Here is a 16,962-nt window from a genome sequence, read left to right as displayed (position 1 = left end):
ATCATCCAGGTGCTTTTTCTGGAAAATTGACGCGTTTTACCGCTTCTAGTTGCAGCGGAATCGGAGTTTTTCTCATATACAAGTGAGTTTTACCATTATGCTGGTGATGTAGATAAGTCTGTTTGAGTTGATAGGGAGAAGACGGATGCTTTAAAGCTGACAATATTAAGTCTGAATGGGCAAAATGAGGCTTAATAAATGGCCCTTCTGCGACAACTACAGCGCTGCTTGAGATATCATCCAACAAACTCAATACGGCTTCAGGTGTATTTACCCGAAGTGTGTAGCGATTGCCCATAAAATCTGATTTTGCCAACAGCTGCGAACTACGGACTACATAGCTTTTACGACCCAGATCACGTAACACAACTTCCGCCGTCAATGCGCCCTCCGCACCGGGGCTACCGTCTATGACAACAACCCGACTGCCAGACTGTTTATTTAACTGAGCGGCCACCAAATCCATGCGCAGATCAAATCTGTCGGGACGACTTTCTAGAAATAATAATCCAGGAATGCTAAATATGGCTATTGCAACCGTTAATACTGACCAAGGCCGACTATTAACCATCTGCCACCGCCGGACGCAAACCCAAACGCCAATAGCCATAAAAATAGCTAAAAAGGGAATGGCTGAAGACATATATCTCTGATCTAAATCGACCGGCACAATGGAATGAAACAGGAGGGTAGCAAGAACCATAGCAAGCCCTGTTCTTCCCATCTCTAATAATTCGGGCCGTTCCTTGACTGACAGACTCCCGGCAATGCCGACACATACCGCAATTACTCCAACAAGCCCCAAATTTGAATAAAGGGCTAACAGAAAAGTCGAGGTCGCCAAAATAAAATAATCAAGACCCCAAGCGTAGTTGAATCCATCACTAGATATTTTGAACGTGACTACTGTCCAGACACCAACAATTGATAATGCCAGAGTTCCTGCCACATAGGTTCTCCAATTAAAAAGTATCCGCCAATTTCCAGTCAATGCGATATGAAAAAATGGAAACACACCCAACAACCAGCCGTTCCCTTTGACCAGAATTGCGGTAGCGGTTATGGCTGCATAAGCCAAACCTCGCTTCAATGTGGGTTCCTTTGCGTAGGCACTCCATTGGAGCGCAGCAATTAGGCATAAGCATGTCAATGCCTGATCCAACATCAGGTATACCGTGTTATTTAGGGTGATGGGAATCAACACATATGTGAAAGCGGCTAATGCTGCCCATGGCAAACCAAGCGCTTGCCTTACCACCCTTGCAATCAGCAGGGCGGGAAGCGCTGCAACAAACAAATTGACGAGCATGAAGGGGAACGTAGCATGAGGAAGTAAAAAGAAGAAGCTAGCCAGAAATACATAATAAAGCGGGGGCCAATGCCCGATTGAAATTTTAGGGTAATGGATATAAAAGTCTGTAGCATAGGCCAATGGATTTTGTCCAAATGCCTCAGTCAAATAGGACCATATTAAGTAGCCATTGAGGAAATGAGATCCTTCGTCACTGCCAGAAAGCCCACTGTTTAGAGCGTTAAGAGAGATCATTGCCCCAGTCAAAACTGCTAACGCCGCAAGAAAAATACCTACGTCGTAGTACCAAGATTTACTCACAATTAATTCATTTGTTTCTGGGTTAATAGACTCTGGCTGTTGTGAATAGTCACTCGTCATTTTTATTTTGGCCACACTAAATACAAAATGGCGATAAGCGTGAAAACTAATTAAAGTCTGACCAGCAGTAGCCAAGGTTACAGCCGCTAGAGGCCACATTCCGAAACGTACAAGTAATAAATAAATTAAGTAGTTAATAATAGCCATCATCAACGCCACTATTGAATAATTCATGGCTTCACTAACTGTTCGGGCCTTATCAACTTTATATGTGAAGTACCTATTAGCGAGCCAAGTGAAGATCATGGCAAGTAATATGGCAGGAACACGAGCGAGCCAAGGTTTAATTGTCAGGTGAATCAAAAGATAGGTGAGGCCGGCATCGATGCAAAAACCGATCCCCCCGACCAGAATAAAGCGAATAAACATGTTTAGCAGCTTCTTATTTTTGAATATTTGTGTTGGCTACATACCACATACGCTTTTGCTCAAGACGACCTCGAGCGACACTATCAAGTATTAAGCCACTGATAGTGAATATACCCGCCATAAGAACAAGGCCCGTAGCCAAAATAGCCGTTGGAAACCTGGGTACCAAGCCTGTTTCCAAGTAGGTGAATAAGAGCGGTAAAGCCAGAGCTATTGCTAATACAAATAAACCGATAGCAAGCACGCCAAAAAAACGCGCAGGACGAATTTCTTTAAATAAAATCAAAAAGGTAAACATAATTCTAAGGGCATCACGAAATGTCCGAAGCTTGCTGACCGAACCTTCTTGTCTTGCGCCGTAGTCCGTTGCAATCTCAGCGATTGGCATACGAAGCTGACTTGCGTGGACTGACATTTCGGTCTCTATTTCAAAGCCACTGGATATGGCAGGAAAACTCTTTACAAACCGACGAGAAAATGCGCGATATCCCGAAAAAATGTCATTGAACAGTCGGCCAAAAAGGCTTCTATACATCCGGTTAAACAGACGATTACCTAAGCCGTGACCCATGCGGTGTGCATTTTGATAGACATTTCTTCGCGTACCCACAACCATGTCAAGATTTTCATTAATGAGGCATTGAATCATTTTTGGGGCAACGCTAGAGTCATAGGTTCCATCCCCGTCAGCCATGATGTAGATATCGGCGTCAATATCTGAAAACATTCGCCTGACAACATTTCCTTTCCCTGGCCATTGCTCAGTTCTTACTACTGCTCCTGCTGCTCGCGCCTCATCCTGAGTGTTGTCAGAAGAACGGTTATCATAGACATAAATTGTTGCATCAGGGAGTTCCTTTCGAAAATCCTCAACCACTTTTCGGATCGATAACCCCTCGTTGTAACAAGGTAAAAGTACTGCAATTTTTCCAATGTTGGGTTTATCTTGAAAGTTATCACTCATCATCGATTCCGTTTATTAATTTAATTTGTTCTGCCGGAGATTATCTACTTAAGCTCAAATCCACATAGAAATTCAGACCTTATATGTACTAATTGGATCATAGATAGAAAACAGGTCTTTATGTTCTGATTTTTCTTTATTACTGTAGTAAGCCTGAAATAACCGCTAATACTAAAATAAGTCTCCGGTGACACCATATAAATTTTTCAAATTTGACCGAAAACATTATCTAACCTAAGTAAATTAACTAGTTTTATTGTTATAATATAACAAATGCGCATTACAGGGCTTAAACTTCTTATTAACCAGCAAATGCGTTAGCTTAAAAACTCGAGCATATCTTCATTGTGTACACGGTAATAAATTGCCTCTACCGGTATCGTTAAGTTGATCGATTCAAAAGTTACCTGATCGCCTAAAAAATAATGTTTTGGCAGCCAGGCATCGCTTCGTCTTATGATCTGAATATCCACATAATCCTGCTCGATTAATACATATTCCTGCAAACTCGGAATGTTGAAATAGGACATCAACTTAATTGTTTCATCTGTTTTACGGGTTGTTTTTGATACTACTTCAACAATAATAATGGGTGTTTCAGTATAGTAAGGTTGCGCTTCATCAAAATTACAATCCACGATGACATCAGGATAAAAGTAATTAGAACCTGTTTTTACTTTCATATCCGAACCAAAAGGTTCGTAAGGTGAGCCTTCCAAATGATTTCCAAATTTTCTCGAAATATTTAAGCAAATTCGCTCGTGATTGGCAGACGCACCTGTCATCGCAAAAACAGAACCCTCGATAAGTTCATGCTTTACTTCGCTGGTTAATTCGCCCTGTAAATAATCTTCTTCACTTATATTTGAAGGCTTCGCTCTTAACACTTAAAAAAACTCCCGGCAGTGTTTTTTATACAAAAAAATGTAAGCGTACAGTCCCCCTCTTTCTCAAAGAGGGGTTAGGGGATATTTTTTAAAAAAATCCCCCTCAATCCCCCTTTTTCAAAGGGGGAGGCTAAAAATTACGCCTGAATTATGTCATCTGCCAACAGTAACTGAATGCTTACAAAAAATAGTGCTTCGGCTAAACTACTTTCTCGCACGTTCCCCACTATCGTTTTTTCGCTTGAAACCACTGCTCCAACATCATCAAAATCCAAATCAATTCACCGTAATACGCGGCATGGACGCTTTGATGCATCTTTATGGCATGATCAAGAAAATCACTGCGCAGATAGTCTCTTTTTTTTAGCGCGTTGATGCTGTCATAAGCCAGCTCTTTCAAGGGTTGATGGTCTTTTAACCAAATGCCGAAAGGAAGACCGAAGCCATGCTTTGATTTATTGATAATTTGATCAGGCAAATAATTGCGCATGGCTTCTTTATAAAACCATCTCAATTGCTGTCCTTTGAGTTTGTCGGATGAGGGTATTTGACACGACAAATCGATAATAGATTTATCCAATAATGGATAGCGAACTTCAACCCCCGCCATTTCGCACATCTTATTGACTTTAACCAGATCGTTATCATGTAAAGTCGTTTTCCAGTCCATATAAAGCATACGGTTTAACGCGCCAGCCTTGGCAGGCCGGTTATAACAATCGCGCAAGCTTTTTATCGGTGAATTGACATCAATAGCATCTAAAAAGTCGGCATTGAATATGTCATGCGCCGAATGCCGGTTCATGAAATTATAATCCTGCAGGCGATCGGGTAAGGGTATCTCGGCTTGTTCAACATAACGCTTGGCTTTAAAGATGATTTTATTCTTCAATAAAATCTGTGGCGCATGCGTTAAACCTGACTTAAGTAAGATTCTTGCCAAACCTGGAATTTGGTAATATTTATCGAAAAGTAACTGTTTTGCATAACGCTCATTACCTGCAAACAATTCATCACCACCATCTCCGGCCAACATGACATTTATTCCGCTATCTTTTGCCATTTTGGCGCAATAATAAGCAGCCAATGCGGATGAGTTACCGAAGGGTTCATCATAATAAGCTGCAATTTTAGGGATAGCCGCAACTGTGTCTTCGGGAGTCAGATAATATTCATTGGAACGGGTCTTGAATCGATCTACGGCGATGCGTGCATATTCGATTTCATCGTAACCCTCTACAGGAAAGCCCATCGTATAGGTTCTGGCCTGCCCCGGATAAACTTCCGATAAGGCGCCGGCGACACTGGAACTGTCCAACCCGCCGCTTAAAAAGGCCCCGGTTTGATCGGACCCTACCGCCGCCTGTCTAACCGCATCAATCAGTTTTTCTTTTAAAATCTTGCCGGCTTCTTCATTCGAAACTCGCCGGTTTTCTGAAAACTCCGGCACCCAGTAATAACTGAGTGTCACCTTGCCCTCTTTAAAAACCAGGAGTTGCCCGCCCTCTAATTTTTTAACCTGTTTGTAAATTGTATTGGGACTGGGACAGTGATGGAAATAAAGGTAATCATAGATCGTCTGTTGAGATACTTCATCACTCACCATGGGGTGAGCAATTACCGCATCAGCCGTTGATCCGAAAACGAGACCACCGGGTATTTGAGCGTAATAAAGATGAGTGAGCCCCAGAAAATCGGTCATCAACAGAAGTTCTTTTTTGGCTTGATTGAACATTAAGCCATTAAACGGGTATTCGGCTTGATTTAAAGATGAAGAACCTTTCTCGATAAAGCGTTCCGCCAGTTTTTGCAGTTGATCTTTAGCGAGATGATGACCGCCCTCATCCGCAATCACATAATGCGAACCGGCGATCAGGCTCTTATCGAAAGCCAAGTAAGATAACTCTCCAGCTTTGGACACATTCAGGTCATCACGAAAAAACTGCGGCGCCTGTTGTTTAATTCTTTGCAACCACTGTTCTGGTTGATTCTGGTTTGGCGTGTCCGTGAAACTACCGGCAATAAATCCCATATGCTTACCTATTCTTTTAATTCGACATGACTCACAACATAGCGGAATTTACCTGATTTTTCCTTCTCTATGTGGTCAACATAATCAATGTGTATCGCAACATCGCTACCCAAACGTTTTTTAAAGGTCTGTTGTATCGCTTCTTCGCAAGCAGGGTCATAACCCTGATCTCTTGCAATTTGAATACGGGTTTCGTCAAGACTGGTTTGTATAATCTTGAATCCTCCGATGCCCGGCAAATCTCGCAAAACATAGATTAAAGCCAAGCCATGTAAGACCGTGCCGTCTTTTGCGACGACAAAATCGGTAGTTCGTCCCTGAATATCTTTAAGCAAAGGTAACCCTCGCCCACAGACGCACAGATCATTACTCAGTTTGGCTATATCGCCGGTGCGGTAACGAATAAACGGAAAATCTGCAGTTGCCATATGCGTAATGACAATTTCCCCTTCTTCACCCACTGGCAATACCTGTCCCTGCTTATCGATGATTTCTACGATGATATCTTCAGCGGTTATGTGCATTCCTCCGGCCGGACATTGATGAGCAATAAATCCGGCATCCCTGCCACCATAACCATTGGCAACAGGGCAGCCAAAAGTTGTTTCAATCATCTCTCGCTGATGATCGTACAACCGTTCTGATGTCACGAAGGCGACTTTAATGCCAAGATCGTTCAGTTTTTTATTATGCTTTTGAGCGTGACGGGCAATGTGCGCGAGAGCTGAAGGATAGCCAAACAGCATTTTTGGCTTTAGCGTTTGTATGTGCTGAACAAATTCATCGAGTTTGGCTTCCGACATTTCAAATGCTGGCAACAAATGGGTTCTGAGCAGTTTGTCCCGGATTAATTTGATGCGGTCCTGTTTGCCTAATTCGATGGGTGATCCCCAAACGACTATTTCCGGATCACCGATATCGACGCCCCACCAGCGTGTTGCACGCCATTTTGCCGCCACATCGTGACTGACTCTGTTTTTTCCTATAAAGAAAACCAAAGGTTCACCGCTTGAACCTCCGGTATTAAAACGGCTGAGTCCGGTAGCATCGAGTGCCTTTAATTCGTTACTGTGCTGTCTGATAATTGATTTGTCAGTTAGCGGTAAATGACTTAATTCTTCAAGTGAATTTAAGTTATTCGGATCAAAGTTGAGCGTTTTGAATAAGTCCCGGTAATAAGGAACCCGCTGTTCAACTTCTTTTAAAAATGACTTGAGATTATCCAACTGGAGCTTTTTTAAATCAGATGCTGCTAGCCATTGAGTTTTTTCCATGTCTTTGCGAACAGCAACTGTCGTGTGTTTTTTCAACCATTCATGCACAGGAAAGACAACATGAGTCACCCACTTTGTATAACAATTCATTGTTTATCCTCAATCACACGTTGAAAAATAGTGACCAGTCGATCTACTCGCGTTTGCCACGCATTTTGTTTGGCGTAGTCGATGATTTTGTCTTTATTCCAGTTTTTGTTTAATGCCTTCGACAGCGCTTCTTGAAGTTCAGTCGGGTCACCAAAAGAAACTATCTCTCCCAGACTTTCGTCATTAACTACTTCCTTATTACCACCCACATCCGTTGTAACAACCGGAAGTCCACAGGCCATGGCTTCAAGAAAAACATTGGCCCAACCTTCGTTAGCGGTCGCCAAAACAAACACATCGGCAGCCGAGAGCGGATACTTGAGTTCATCCGAGGGCAAGGGACCTAAAAATCTGACGTGCTCAGACACATTCAACGAGGCGGCTTGCTGTTCCAAAAAGGGGCGATTATTCCCTTCTGGCGATGCGCCGCCGACAATGATATAGATCAAATCGGGAAACTCATTTAGTAAGGCGGGCAGAACTTCTATCACCCGATGATAGCCTTTTCTGTCAACCAAACCACCGACTGAAATAAGTACTTTAGCGTTTTCGGGCAACGCAAATCGCTCACGTGCTTTATGCCTGTCAACAGGGTGGAATTTATCCGTGTCGACACCGTTTCCTATCACTTCAATTTTATCGTTTTGAGCACCCAGTGAAACCACATGGCGCTTGAGCGAATCGGCAACCGAAAAAATTTTGGTTGCATTAGCCAACGCTTCAAGCAATCTCCTTTTCCTTCCGGGCATTTTAGATAAGGGAACTTCAGTGCCTCGCAACGTAATAGTCACCGGCACCTTAAACCATTTTCCCAACAAGGTTGCAGCATAGCCATCAGGATAAGCAAAATGCGCGTCAATGATATTAAACGTGAAGGATTTCTTCAGCTTATACAGAGTAAGCAGTGAACCCAATGCCATAAAAAAACCATCGAGATTTTTTAAGAACCCAGGCACGGAGAAGAAACGCGGGAAATAGACGTTTACACCTTGCTGATTTTCATAGCGCGGCGGTTGAGGTCTAAAACCCGGTTTAAAGCGACGCAGCAGCTGCTGAAAGGGAAACCAGGGAACCGGTGAAACCACCACAATCGGACAATGCTGACCGACTTTAAATAGCCGTTCTCGAATGAATACTCCGGCATTTGGCTGCACAGAACTCGGAAACAATGAACAATAAACTATCAGCCGCGGTTGCTGTGATTTCATGCGTTAACTCATTGACACAGCTTTGAATAAACGGCTTGATACCGGCCAACACTAGCCCCCCAATTTCTTTCCTGTTCAACAAAACGTCGTCCATTGACTCGTATTCTGTCCCAGTCAGCTCGATCATCAATGAGCGTAGTCAATGTCTGGGTCAAGTTATCGGCATTCCCCGCTTCGAATAAATAGCCTGTCTGACCCTTGTTAATGAGCTCCTTATGCCCGCCCACATCCGACGCGACAACCAACCTGCCCTGAGCCATTGCTTCCAGCGGTTTCAGCGGTGTGACCAATTCGGTCAAACGCATGGGCAAACGAGGGTAAACGAAAATATCAACCTGGTTATAATAATCCTGAACCTTATCATGCGGCACGCGCCCAGTAAAAATCACATGATCATTAAGATTCAGATCTTTTGTTTTTTGTTTGATTACACTTTCCTGTGGCCCCCCGCCTACCAGTAATAATCGGACATTGGGTCTTTTTTCAAGTAGGGCGGGCATCGCTTCCAGCAATAAAGGAATACCTTCGTATGCATAAAAAGAGCCGATAAAACCGAATACAATTTTATCGTTAAGTCCTAATTGGTCCCGTAAGTCCGGATCGGCTTTTGTATCAAAAGTGAATTTATCGATATCCACCGCATTGGGAATAACCGTAATTTTATCTTCGGCAATACCTCGGTCGATGATGTCTAGACGCAGTCCCTCGCAGATGGTGGTCACTGCATTTGCCCGTTTGAAAACATAGGTTTCCAGGGCATGGGTCAATCGGTAACGCAGACTTCCTTCTGTTGTACTGCCATGGTCGACAGCGGCATCTTCCCAGAATGCCCGGCATTCATAAACCAGGGGAATACCGAATTTCTTTGAGGCCTTTATTGCCGCCAAGCCATTTAAAGCCGGTGAATGTGCGTGCAGAATATCAGGTTTGATTTCAGGAATAATCTGATCCAGACGTTTAGCCAACGCATCAACAACAGCCCATTGGTTAACAATAGGTAATTGAGCCCTTAAACCCGTGACCGCCTGGGAGCGGTAAAACTTGAACCCATCCGCCCATTCGACCGGCTCTTTTACGCCTATCTGTTTTGGGGACGTAACATGATAAGTATCCCAGCCTAATAGCCGTTGCTGTTCCAAAATGGCTCTGGTCCGGAACGTATAGCCGCTATGCAACGGAATAGAATGATCAAGGATGTGTAAAACTTTCATGCTCAAACTTAAAAAGTAAAATCAGCTTGAAATTATAGCTGGTTATACGATTGAGCTAGGTTACTTTTTAGTGGGTTTTGATGAATTGGGTATAATCCCTTTAAAAATCGGAAAGAGGCGTCTTTGCACGGTGACTTTAACAGCAGTTTCATAAGCAAATATCCGGGGCAATTACGGTAAACTAAACTAGATTAACTAAGTAAACTCAGGGTGTTATCATGCAAACATACAATATACACGATGCCAAAACCCAGCTATCCCGACTGGTGGAGCAAGCCGCAAATGGTGAGCCATTCGTCATTACCAAGGCCGGTAAGCCGATGGTCAAAGTGATTGCGCTTAATGCGCCAGAGCCCTCTCAAAACAAACGGTTTGGTTTTATGGCTGGACAAACCCATGTGCCGGATGATTTCGACCGAATGGGCGAAGAGGAAATCGTGAAGATTTTTGAGGGTGACGCATGAATCTGCTGCTGTGGGCGGCGGAAGGTTTTGAGTAGTTGCCACCGAGTGCCCAGAAGCTGATGAGCGACCCTGAAAACGAACTGTTCTTCAGCGTCGCCAGTCTGTGGGAAGTCGTTATCAAATGCGGCTTAGGCCGCGAAGATTTCAAAGTGGCTATTTTTGCCCATCCCCTCGAATATGCTGAGCTCAGCATATTCGAGGATATGCGGAGTTCAGGAATATGGAAAGTGGCGAACGGAGGAGCCGAACAACATGGGTCGTTCGGCTCCGAACTACTCAGCATATTCTAGCCGCCTCGTAGAGAGGCAATCAACTGGTCCGGCGCACGGAACTGACCACGTTTAAGCGTAAGCGGGACCATCGCACTCATCGCCTCAAGTTTTTCGGTCGGATCAGCGCGTAGATAGACTTCGGTCGTCTGGATATCCCCATGTCCAAGCCACAACGATACCTTTCGGATATCGCCTGTTGCTTGCAATACCACCATCGCGGCGGTGTGACGTAGGACATGAGGAGATATCCGTTTTTTCTCAATAGATGGGCAACGTTTAGCAGCCACTTCCACATGTTTCTTCAGCACATACTCGAAGCCCGATCTGGTCATGGGTTCTCCGTGTGCATTTAGGAAGAGTTCTGTCGCAGCTGGTTGTCCTCGCACGGCAAGCCATGCACGCAGATCGGAAGCTGCCTGCTTCCAGAGTGGCAATAGACGTTCTCGACGCCCTTTACCGAAAATGCGTACATTGGGTGATGGTTGCCACTCCAGCGCCTGTAATGGGAGATGAACCAGTTCGGATACTCTCAGTCCTGCCGAAAAACAGAGGTGGATCATAGCTCGATCACGGATACCGTCGCGGCGTTTCAGATCCGGTACATTGAGCAGTGCCTGCATTTCGTCTAATGACAAATAATTGATTAGCCGTGTATCTGTTCGCTTTGCGGGAATGGCTAAGATACGTCGGCTCTGCTCTAAGAGAGCGGGTTCTCTATATTCCATAAAGCGCATAAATGACTTGATCGCAACGAGCCTAGCATTGCGTGTGCGCGGGCTGTTGTCGCGCTCCGTTTCCAGATATTGCAAGAAATCCATCACCAAAGCGGCATCGAGTTGCTCAAGGAAGAGCGCGGAGGGTGTCACATGCAACCGAGCGGCGGCAAATTGAAACAACAGTTGAAAAGCGTAGGCATAGCTGTCGCAGGTATGCTCGCTCGCGGCTCGTTGTAGCGGCAATCGTTCTTGTAGAAATGCGGTGATATGAGGGGCGATCGGAGTCATGGTGTATTTTCCTCGACGAAATGTTCGCAGGCGCGAACGATGTGATCCATTAAGAGCGGTGAACTTTCTAAATACCAAAACGTACTGTTTGGGCTGGCATGACCCAAGTACGTCATCAACGCCAGCGTGTGGCGACCGACCTGATCGCGACGATCCGGGCCGTCTACGAGTGCATTCGACGCGAAGGAATGACGAAAATCGATTAGCCTTGGTCGTGGCAGCCCAGATTGGCGAGGGAGACCGGCCATCTTCAGGAGCTCTTTGAATGTGGCATATACCGTCTGGCGGCACATCCCACGACGCCACTTCGAGATAAACAAATGATCATCAGTAGTGGCGAGTTTAGCGCGTTCGACAAGATACTCTTCCAGTGCTAAATGCGTCGTGGGATGGAGCGGCACTATCCGGCTTTTGCCAAATTTCGTTTTCCGAATCAGCAGCCCATCCGCCATAATGTCCTTAAAACACAAGCCGAGCGCCTCGGAAATACGCAATCCCGTAGACGCAAGTAACCCAATCAAGGTGCGATACATCAGTGGACGAAACGAATCTGCTGGCTCCAGCCGTGCTGCCGCACCCATCAATGCCTGAATCTCTGCTTCGGTATAGAGATAGGGAATTGGTCGATGACGTTGAAAGCAAAATACACCTTGTGGTGGAATTTCATGGCGGTTGTCGGCGGCATAGCTAAAGCGGGCAAAGCGAATAACCGCTTTCAAGCGGATAGCGCGCTGTGATTCAGTTCGTGCCTGTCCTGCCCAAGCGATAGCCGTCTGTGACTTTACATGCGTGTCTCCCTGGGCAGTGGCAAATCGAGCGAAGTGAAACAGATAAAACGCATCGTCTGTGAGCTTAAAGCCCGCAGCGCGGCGTACGGCCAAATAAGTATCGATGGCATCTTTTAGCATGATGCTCCTCCCGGCCACGAACGCGTGACCTGCTGCAACAAGGCTATGTCCACTTTCGCGTAATGAGCCGTAGTCTCAAGACAACTGTGCCGCAATACCTCGCCGATCACCTGGAGCGACGCTCCCTGACGCAGCATCCCTGTAGCAGCTGAATGACGCAGGACATGGGCGCCAAACGATGGTGCATTGATTCCAGCACGCCGTATCGCTTGAGCGGCAACTTGCTTGACAACATGCCGGGTTATTGGCATCCAGGGAGCGATTGCAGTGATGAAGACACGGTCAGTTTTAACCGATGGGCGTGCACTCTCAAGATATTCCAACAAGGCATCACCAACCTCCTGTGGCAAAGGTAGCTTCGCCTCTCGTCGGCTCTTGCCAATAACGGAAAATGTTCCCGCAGACCAATCGATATCAGGAAGCGCTAGTTCAGCGACTTCACTGGCTCGCAATCCCAATCGAGCCAGTAGTAAAAGGATTGCTTTGTCGCGGATGCCGATTGGCGTGGTACGATTAATATGGGCAAGGACACGATCAACCTCTTCTGGAAGTAAATAACGAGGCAACCGCGCAAGTGGCCATTCGGCAAGAGCCGGAATCGCTGCCTCAAGGCCTGGCTGGCAATGCCCCATTGTGATCAAAAACCGAATAAACATACGAACTGCCGTCACTCGCTTCTTAGCGAGTGCATGACTGCGCCCGAGAGCGTAGTTCAGGATAAAGGTATGCAACGCGTCTGCGGTGAACTGTTCAGGATGTTCGCCGAGCGTTGATAGCAGTTCAACGATATGCTGGCGGTAATTGCGTAGCGTTGAAGACTGCACTCCGTGGTGTGTTTGCATCCAGTGTTCAAATTGACGGAAGAGCTCCGGTTGTGTCGTCTTCGGTGATATCTCGGTGACGACGATTTTGTTCTGACTCTGGAGAAACTCGACAAAGTGATGTGCACCCAACCAGTATACCGAGTGCTGACCTTTTGAATAGCGCAATCGACCGCGTGTAGCGAGGTAATCGTGAAAATGATTAAGTGCGTTAACTGGAAATGAAGTCAGGTTGCCATAGGTGGCATCAACCCAGGCCGCAAACTCGCTGACGCCCGGAAGATATTGGCATATGACTTCATCGTGGAACCCGCACTGAGCTAACCAGTCAGTGAACTCATCCAAATATGGTCCAGCAGAGCTGGTGTAGTAAGTGGTAAGAGTAGTCTGGCGTTTAAGATATGTTGTAAGCATACTGACCTCCTTAAATCGGTGAGATGAAAGACGGCAATAATATGCGGATTAAATCAGTGGATCGAATGGCGCAAACGTGATGATTTTATGCGGTTACTGCCGTCCAGTGGCAATTATACTCGGCATATTCCTGAACTCCACATATCCTCGAAAAGGTAAATATTAGCAATAACTAATATTACTGCGTGTATCAGACACTAAACTAACCATCCATTTCGGTTGAAAACCACCATCAGTTCAGATACAAAACCGGCCATCGATTCCGATAGGATCGGATCAGCAGTTAATGACTGTTTTTGGAAATGATGAATAGACAATTTCCACCCTAACCAGATGGGGAGAATGGTTGAGAATTCACCACGAGGACGATGACTAAGGCTCCAGCACATTGGCGATCGGCGGGCTGTAATGATCATCAGGGGGCTGAATTCAGAAGTCTTGGAGGTAGACTGCTGCAGTCTCGAATGCTTCTTCGGGTGTCCCATGGAACGTCCCGTTATCAAATATACACGGCTCATATTTCTCGTTGCTGTAGGTATAGAAAGCCATGCTCCATCGGTCTTCATCTCCGAAAAAACGTAATCGGCACAAATGGAGTGGTACGTTACGACACCGCTGAAGGTACTGTTCGCGCGTTTCCTTCAAGGCAAGCAGCAGTGAATCAGTGGGTTCCATAGGCTCAGTGTAAGCATCGATGTAGCAGAACATACTGCGAAAGCGTAGCTCCAAGCGGGTAAACTTTCCACCGTAATGAGCGTCAGCATAAGAGCGAACCCGTCGTTCAACGCTTTGCTGAACTGCGGTGGGAATTTTTACACCTCCAGAGTGTGGATCGTAGACCCATGCATGCATGATATTCACCCGTTAAATTTTGTTATGCGGCCCTGAATTCAATTTTCTCGACAGCATCAAGATTGACTGTTTGCCTGGCATGCCAAAGATCATAGTTGTCCTGCATAGCCAGCCAGCTCTCTGGAGACCGTCCCAAGGCCTTCGACAGGCGAAGCGCCATTTCTGAGCTTAGTCCGCTGTTACCTTTTAGAATTCGGTTCAACGTAGAGGGCGAAACACCTAATTTCAGGGAAAGTTGCCGGCCAGTTATTCCGAACGGTTCCAAATAGACTTCCCGAATGAATTCCCCTGGATGCGGTGGATTATGCATAGTCATTAGTGGTAATCCTCATAATCGAGTACAAAGGCATGACCCTCTCGGAATTCAAATGTCACACGCCAGTTGCCATTCACCCAAACCGACCATCTGTCATGGTTTGCGCCCTTCAATGAGTGCAGTTTGAAGCCCGGGATATCCATATCGTCAATTGTTGAAGCAGTATCCAATGCCACAAGTTGCATTCTCAAGCGTTTCGCGTGCTGAGGCTGGATGCCTGCTACAGAACCTGAATCAAAGAACTTCTTGAGCCCTTTATGGCGAAACGACTTGATCATTTTAAAAATATAACATATTGCGCAATGCGCAACAATGGTTGCTTGACGATGCCATGATATTCATAAATCATAACATGAATAAACGCCGGCTCTTACCCGGACTCGGCATTCGAAATATGGTTGTGAATTTATTGAAACAGGTTAATGGATTTAAGTGTAATACCTTGTCGTTTTCACATTAACTCTCGTTATCCCCCGCCAAGGATTTACGCCAGAAAGTTGGATCGTTAAATCGTGCAGCAAGCGCTTCAATATTGATTATTGAGGGTTCTCCAGTAAAGTCCATATTACCGATTAGGTTAATATTCCGCCAGGCAACCGGTGAAACATCCTTGAGGAATTGAATGGCTTATTGGTCGCCAGCAGCCAGCTTTTCTCATAAACCCGCGATAGGAGCAACGTGTTGTAATAAATAATGGCGTTCGCTATGAGTCGGGAGCATTCATTCCATATTTGCTGCTCTGCTTCCGTCTTGACGCGGAACTAGCCGGAATTAACATAAGCAATCGCTCGCTGCAAGCGGTGATAAGCTTCACCGCGATTGAGCGCCTTCTGAATGTGTTGTCGATACAAATGATCATCGATGAAAGTCAGGAAATGTATGGATCGGCAAATATTTTCCAACTCCCATAGCGCTTTCTTCGTCTGGTTTTACCGAGTATAGCTGGTCAGCTTGCGCACAATGGTTGTCTGGGTCACTTCTTTTTGAGCCAGAGGAGCCAGAATACGTTGATTGATGGGTCACTCCTTAATGATCAATTTATCAAAAACCTTCCGCGAAGGCTTGATCAGCGTATTCCTATAGTGGCTCGGGTGATAGAACCCCACCAGCCCATACATTTTTTTGTGCAGATCACGATAACGCGGTGCGAATTGGTACTCGAATGCGAGCAGGATGAAGAAATTCACTTGGTTGGTGCCGTGCGTATCCGTCGAATGACGCTCTGGCTTGATATCAGTCGTATTGTTATGCAGGATGTCGAACACGAAATGTGATTCATGTTCGTGCGTACCGACTATCTTGGCATTGATCGGCATATGGTTCGCAGACAAGGTATAGGAGCTCACGCCTTTCTTCAGCCCGAAATACTTGTTGGCGTGCTGGGCGTTGATGGTGTTGATTTGCGTCTCGATACGCTGGCCATCGCTGCTTACCATATCCTGCATAGTGGTGTAGCCAGGGGCGACAATACGTTGGTTCGTCAGATACTTAAAGGCTTCGCGCAGGATAAAGACCGGATGTGTCGACAACATGGCGACACGCTGCGCTTTTTGCCCCAGTTCCGCTTTGGCTTCGCCGCCATAGATGCGGAAGTCGGACAATTGAAGGATGATCCGCTGTATATCCCGGTCCGGTGCAACAAGTCTAATTGTCGGCGAATATTGTTTACCTATAGCGCGCCGAATCGTTAAACGGCGCGGGATTTTCGAGTTCGACAGGCTGATACGAAGCATCTACTCGTTACTATTTACTGAAGTTTCCCAATAATTTCAAAAACGGACTCCCATTATGCTTGGGCTGCAGGAATTATCGATAGGGTCTGCATAAACGGCGGCTAACCCATTTAATAAAACACTCTTCGCGTTAGGCAGAGGCGTCATCCCGGCAGGGATTGCCGGGATCTAGAACACAAGGATGTGCTCCAGCCTATGCCATAAGTGGCTTCTGGGCTCACGCCGGGCTGTCCTGCCCGGCACCCTTCGGGCGAGTGCCAATCCGCTCCTCGCGGATTGGTCCGGAAATCCCTGCCGGAACGACGGTAACGTTTAACCTTATTATAAAGATGATCCAGCTCTAACTCTTTACCTGTATTCGAGCGCGTCATTCCGGCACGGATTGCCGGAATCCAGGTCACATGGATAGCTCGAAGCTTACCATCCATGGCACTGGATGCCCGTTTCCCGACGGGCATGACGGGCTTATGG

Annotated in this window: 15 protein-coding genes and 1 pseudogene; 2 read left to right on the top strand and 14 right to left on the bottom strand. The window is 45.9% G+C overall.

The genetic code is table 11. The features are described 5' to 3' along the window. Position 1: 1 nt before the first annotated feature. From GO003_RS15555 to GO003_RS15525, 7 genes are all read right to left on the bottom strand, one after another. Positions 2-2,041 carry a GtrA family protein gene (locus GO003_RS15555; RefSeq protein WP_159657974.1) on the bottom strand — a complete coding sequence of 680 codons (2,040 nt, stop codon included), beginning with the start codon at positions 2,039-2,041 and terminating at the stop codon, positions 2-4. Between the two features lie 13 nt (positions 2,042-2,054). Next, positions 2,055-3,008: a glycosyltransferase gene (locus tag GO003_RS15550; protein WP_206444720.1), complete on the bottom strand. Its 954-nt coding sequence runs from the start codon at positions 3,006-3,008 to the stop codon at positions 2,055-2,057. A 314-nt stretch (positions 3,009-3,322) separates the two neighbouring features. After that, positions 3,323-3,892 (bottom strand): Uma2 family endonuclease, encoded by a 570-nt coding sequence (locus tag GO003_RS15545; RefSeq protein WP_159657976.1) that lies wholly within the window; start codon positions 3,890-3,892, stop codon positions 3,323-3,325. 226 nt (positions 3,893-4,118) lie between these two features. Next, a complete protein-coding gene (locus GO003_RS15540) occupies positions 4,119-5,924 on the bottom strand; it encodes an asparagine synthetase B family protein (protein ID WP_159657977.1) in 1,806 nt (601 codons plus the stop codon). 8 nt (positions 5,925-5,932) lie between these two features. Next, entirely contained in the window at positions 5,933-7,288 is a 1,356-nt protein-coding gene (locus GO003_RS15535; RefSeq protein ID WP_159657978.1) for a phenylacetate--CoA ligase family protein, read from the bottom strand. After that, positions 7,285-8,496, bottom strand: coding sequence for a glycosyltransferase (locus tag GO003_RS15530; RefSeq protein ID WP_159657979.1), 1,212 nt, complete (start codon positions 8,494-8,496; stop codon positions 7,285-7,287). The genes GO003_RS15535 and GO003_RS15530 overlap by 4 nt, the downstream gene beginning before the upstream one ends. 8 nt (positions 8,497-8,504) lie before the next feature. Beyond that, positions 8,505-9,707 (bottom strand): TIGR04063 family PEP-CTERM/XrtA system glycosyltransferase, encoded by a 1,203-nt coding sequence (locus GO003_RS15525; RefSeq protein WP_159657980.1) that lies wholly within the window; start codon positions 9,705-9,707, stop codon positions 8,505-8,507. 218 nt (positions 9,708-9,925) lie between these two features. Between GO003_RS15525 and GO003_RS15520 the strand changes: the two genes are divergently transcribed. Continuing rightward, a complete protein-coding gene (locus tag GO003_RS15520; RefSeq protein ID WP_159657981.1) occupies positions 9,926-10,171 on the top strand; it encodes a type II toxin-antitoxin system Phd/YefM family antitoxin in 246 nt (81 codons plus the stop codon). A 35-nt stretch (positions 10,172-10,206) separates the two neighbouring features. Continuing rightward, positions 10,207-10,461: a PIN domain-containing protein gene (locus GO003_RS15515; protein WP_231089021.1), complete on the top strand. Its 255-nt coding sequence runs from the start codon at positions 10,207-10,209 to the stop codon at positions 10,459-10,461. Here the strand turns inward: GO003_RS15515 and GO003_RS15510 are convergent. The 7 genes and pseudogenes from GO003_RS15510 to GO003_RS15480 form a co-directional block, all read right to left on the bottom strand. After that, complete coding sequence (locus GO003_RS15510) at positions 10,458-11,447, bottom strand: tyrosine-type recombinase/integrase (protein WP_159652056.1); 990 nt, start codon at positions 11,445-11,447, stop codon at positions 10,458-10,460. The genes GO003_RS15515 and GO003_RS15510 overlap by 4 nt on opposite strands. Further along, positions 11,444-12,355 carry a tyrosine-type recombinase/integrase gene (locus tag GO003_RS15505; protein WP_159652058.1) on the bottom strand — a complete coding sequence of 304 codons (912 nt, stop codon included), beginning with the start codon at positions 12,353-12,355 and terminating at the stop codon, positions 11,444-11,446. Before GO003_RS15505 ends, GO003_RS15510 begins: the two co-directional genes overlap by 4 nt. After that, complete coding sequence (locus GO003_RS15500; protein ID WP_159652060.1) at positions 12,349-13,590, bottom strand: tyrosine-type recombinase/integrase; 1,242 nt, start codon at positions 13,588-13,590, stop codon at positions 12,349-12,351. The genes GO003_RS15505 and GO003_RS15500 overlap by 7 nt, the downstream gene beginning before the upstream one ends. 874 nt (positions 13,591-14,464) lie before the next feature. Next, the gene (locus GO003_RS15495) at positions 14,465-14,758 is read right to left on the bottom strand and encodes a HigA family addiction module antitoxin (RefSeq protein WP_159654763.1); all 294 of its coding nucleotides are present in this window, start codon (positions 14,756-14,758) and stop codon (positions 14,465-14,467) included. Beyond that, a complete protein-coding gene (locus GO003_RS15490; RefSeq protein WP_159654761.1) occupies positions 14,758-15,036 on the bottom strand; it encodes a type II toxin-antitoxin system RelE/ParE family toxin in 279 nt (92 codons plus the stop codon). Before GO003_RS15490 ends, GO003_RS15495 begins: the two co-directional genes overlap by 1 nt. Positions 15,037-15,330: 294 nt before the next feature. Next, positions 15,331-16,380 (bottom strand): annotated as a pseudogene (locus GO003_RS15485) (Tn3 family transposase). Between the two features lie 254 nt (positions 16,381-16,634). Beyond that, positions 16,635-16,919, bottom strand: a complete 285-nt coding sequence (locus GO003_RS15480; RefSeq protein ID WP_231089020.1) for a hypothetical protein — start codon at positions 16,917-16,919, stop codon at positions 16,635-16,637. Between the last annotated feature and the right edge of the window lie 43 nt (positions 16,920-16,962).

The organism is Methylicorpusculum oleiharenae, assembly GCF_009828925.2.
GTDB lineage: Bacteria > Pseudomonadota > Gammaproteobacteria > Methylococcales > Methylomonadaceae > Methylicorpusculum > Methylicorpusculum oleiharenae.
The sequence above is the reverse complement of the archived record's forward strand: the minus strand, read 5'-3'. Positions and strand labels throughout refer to the sequence as shown.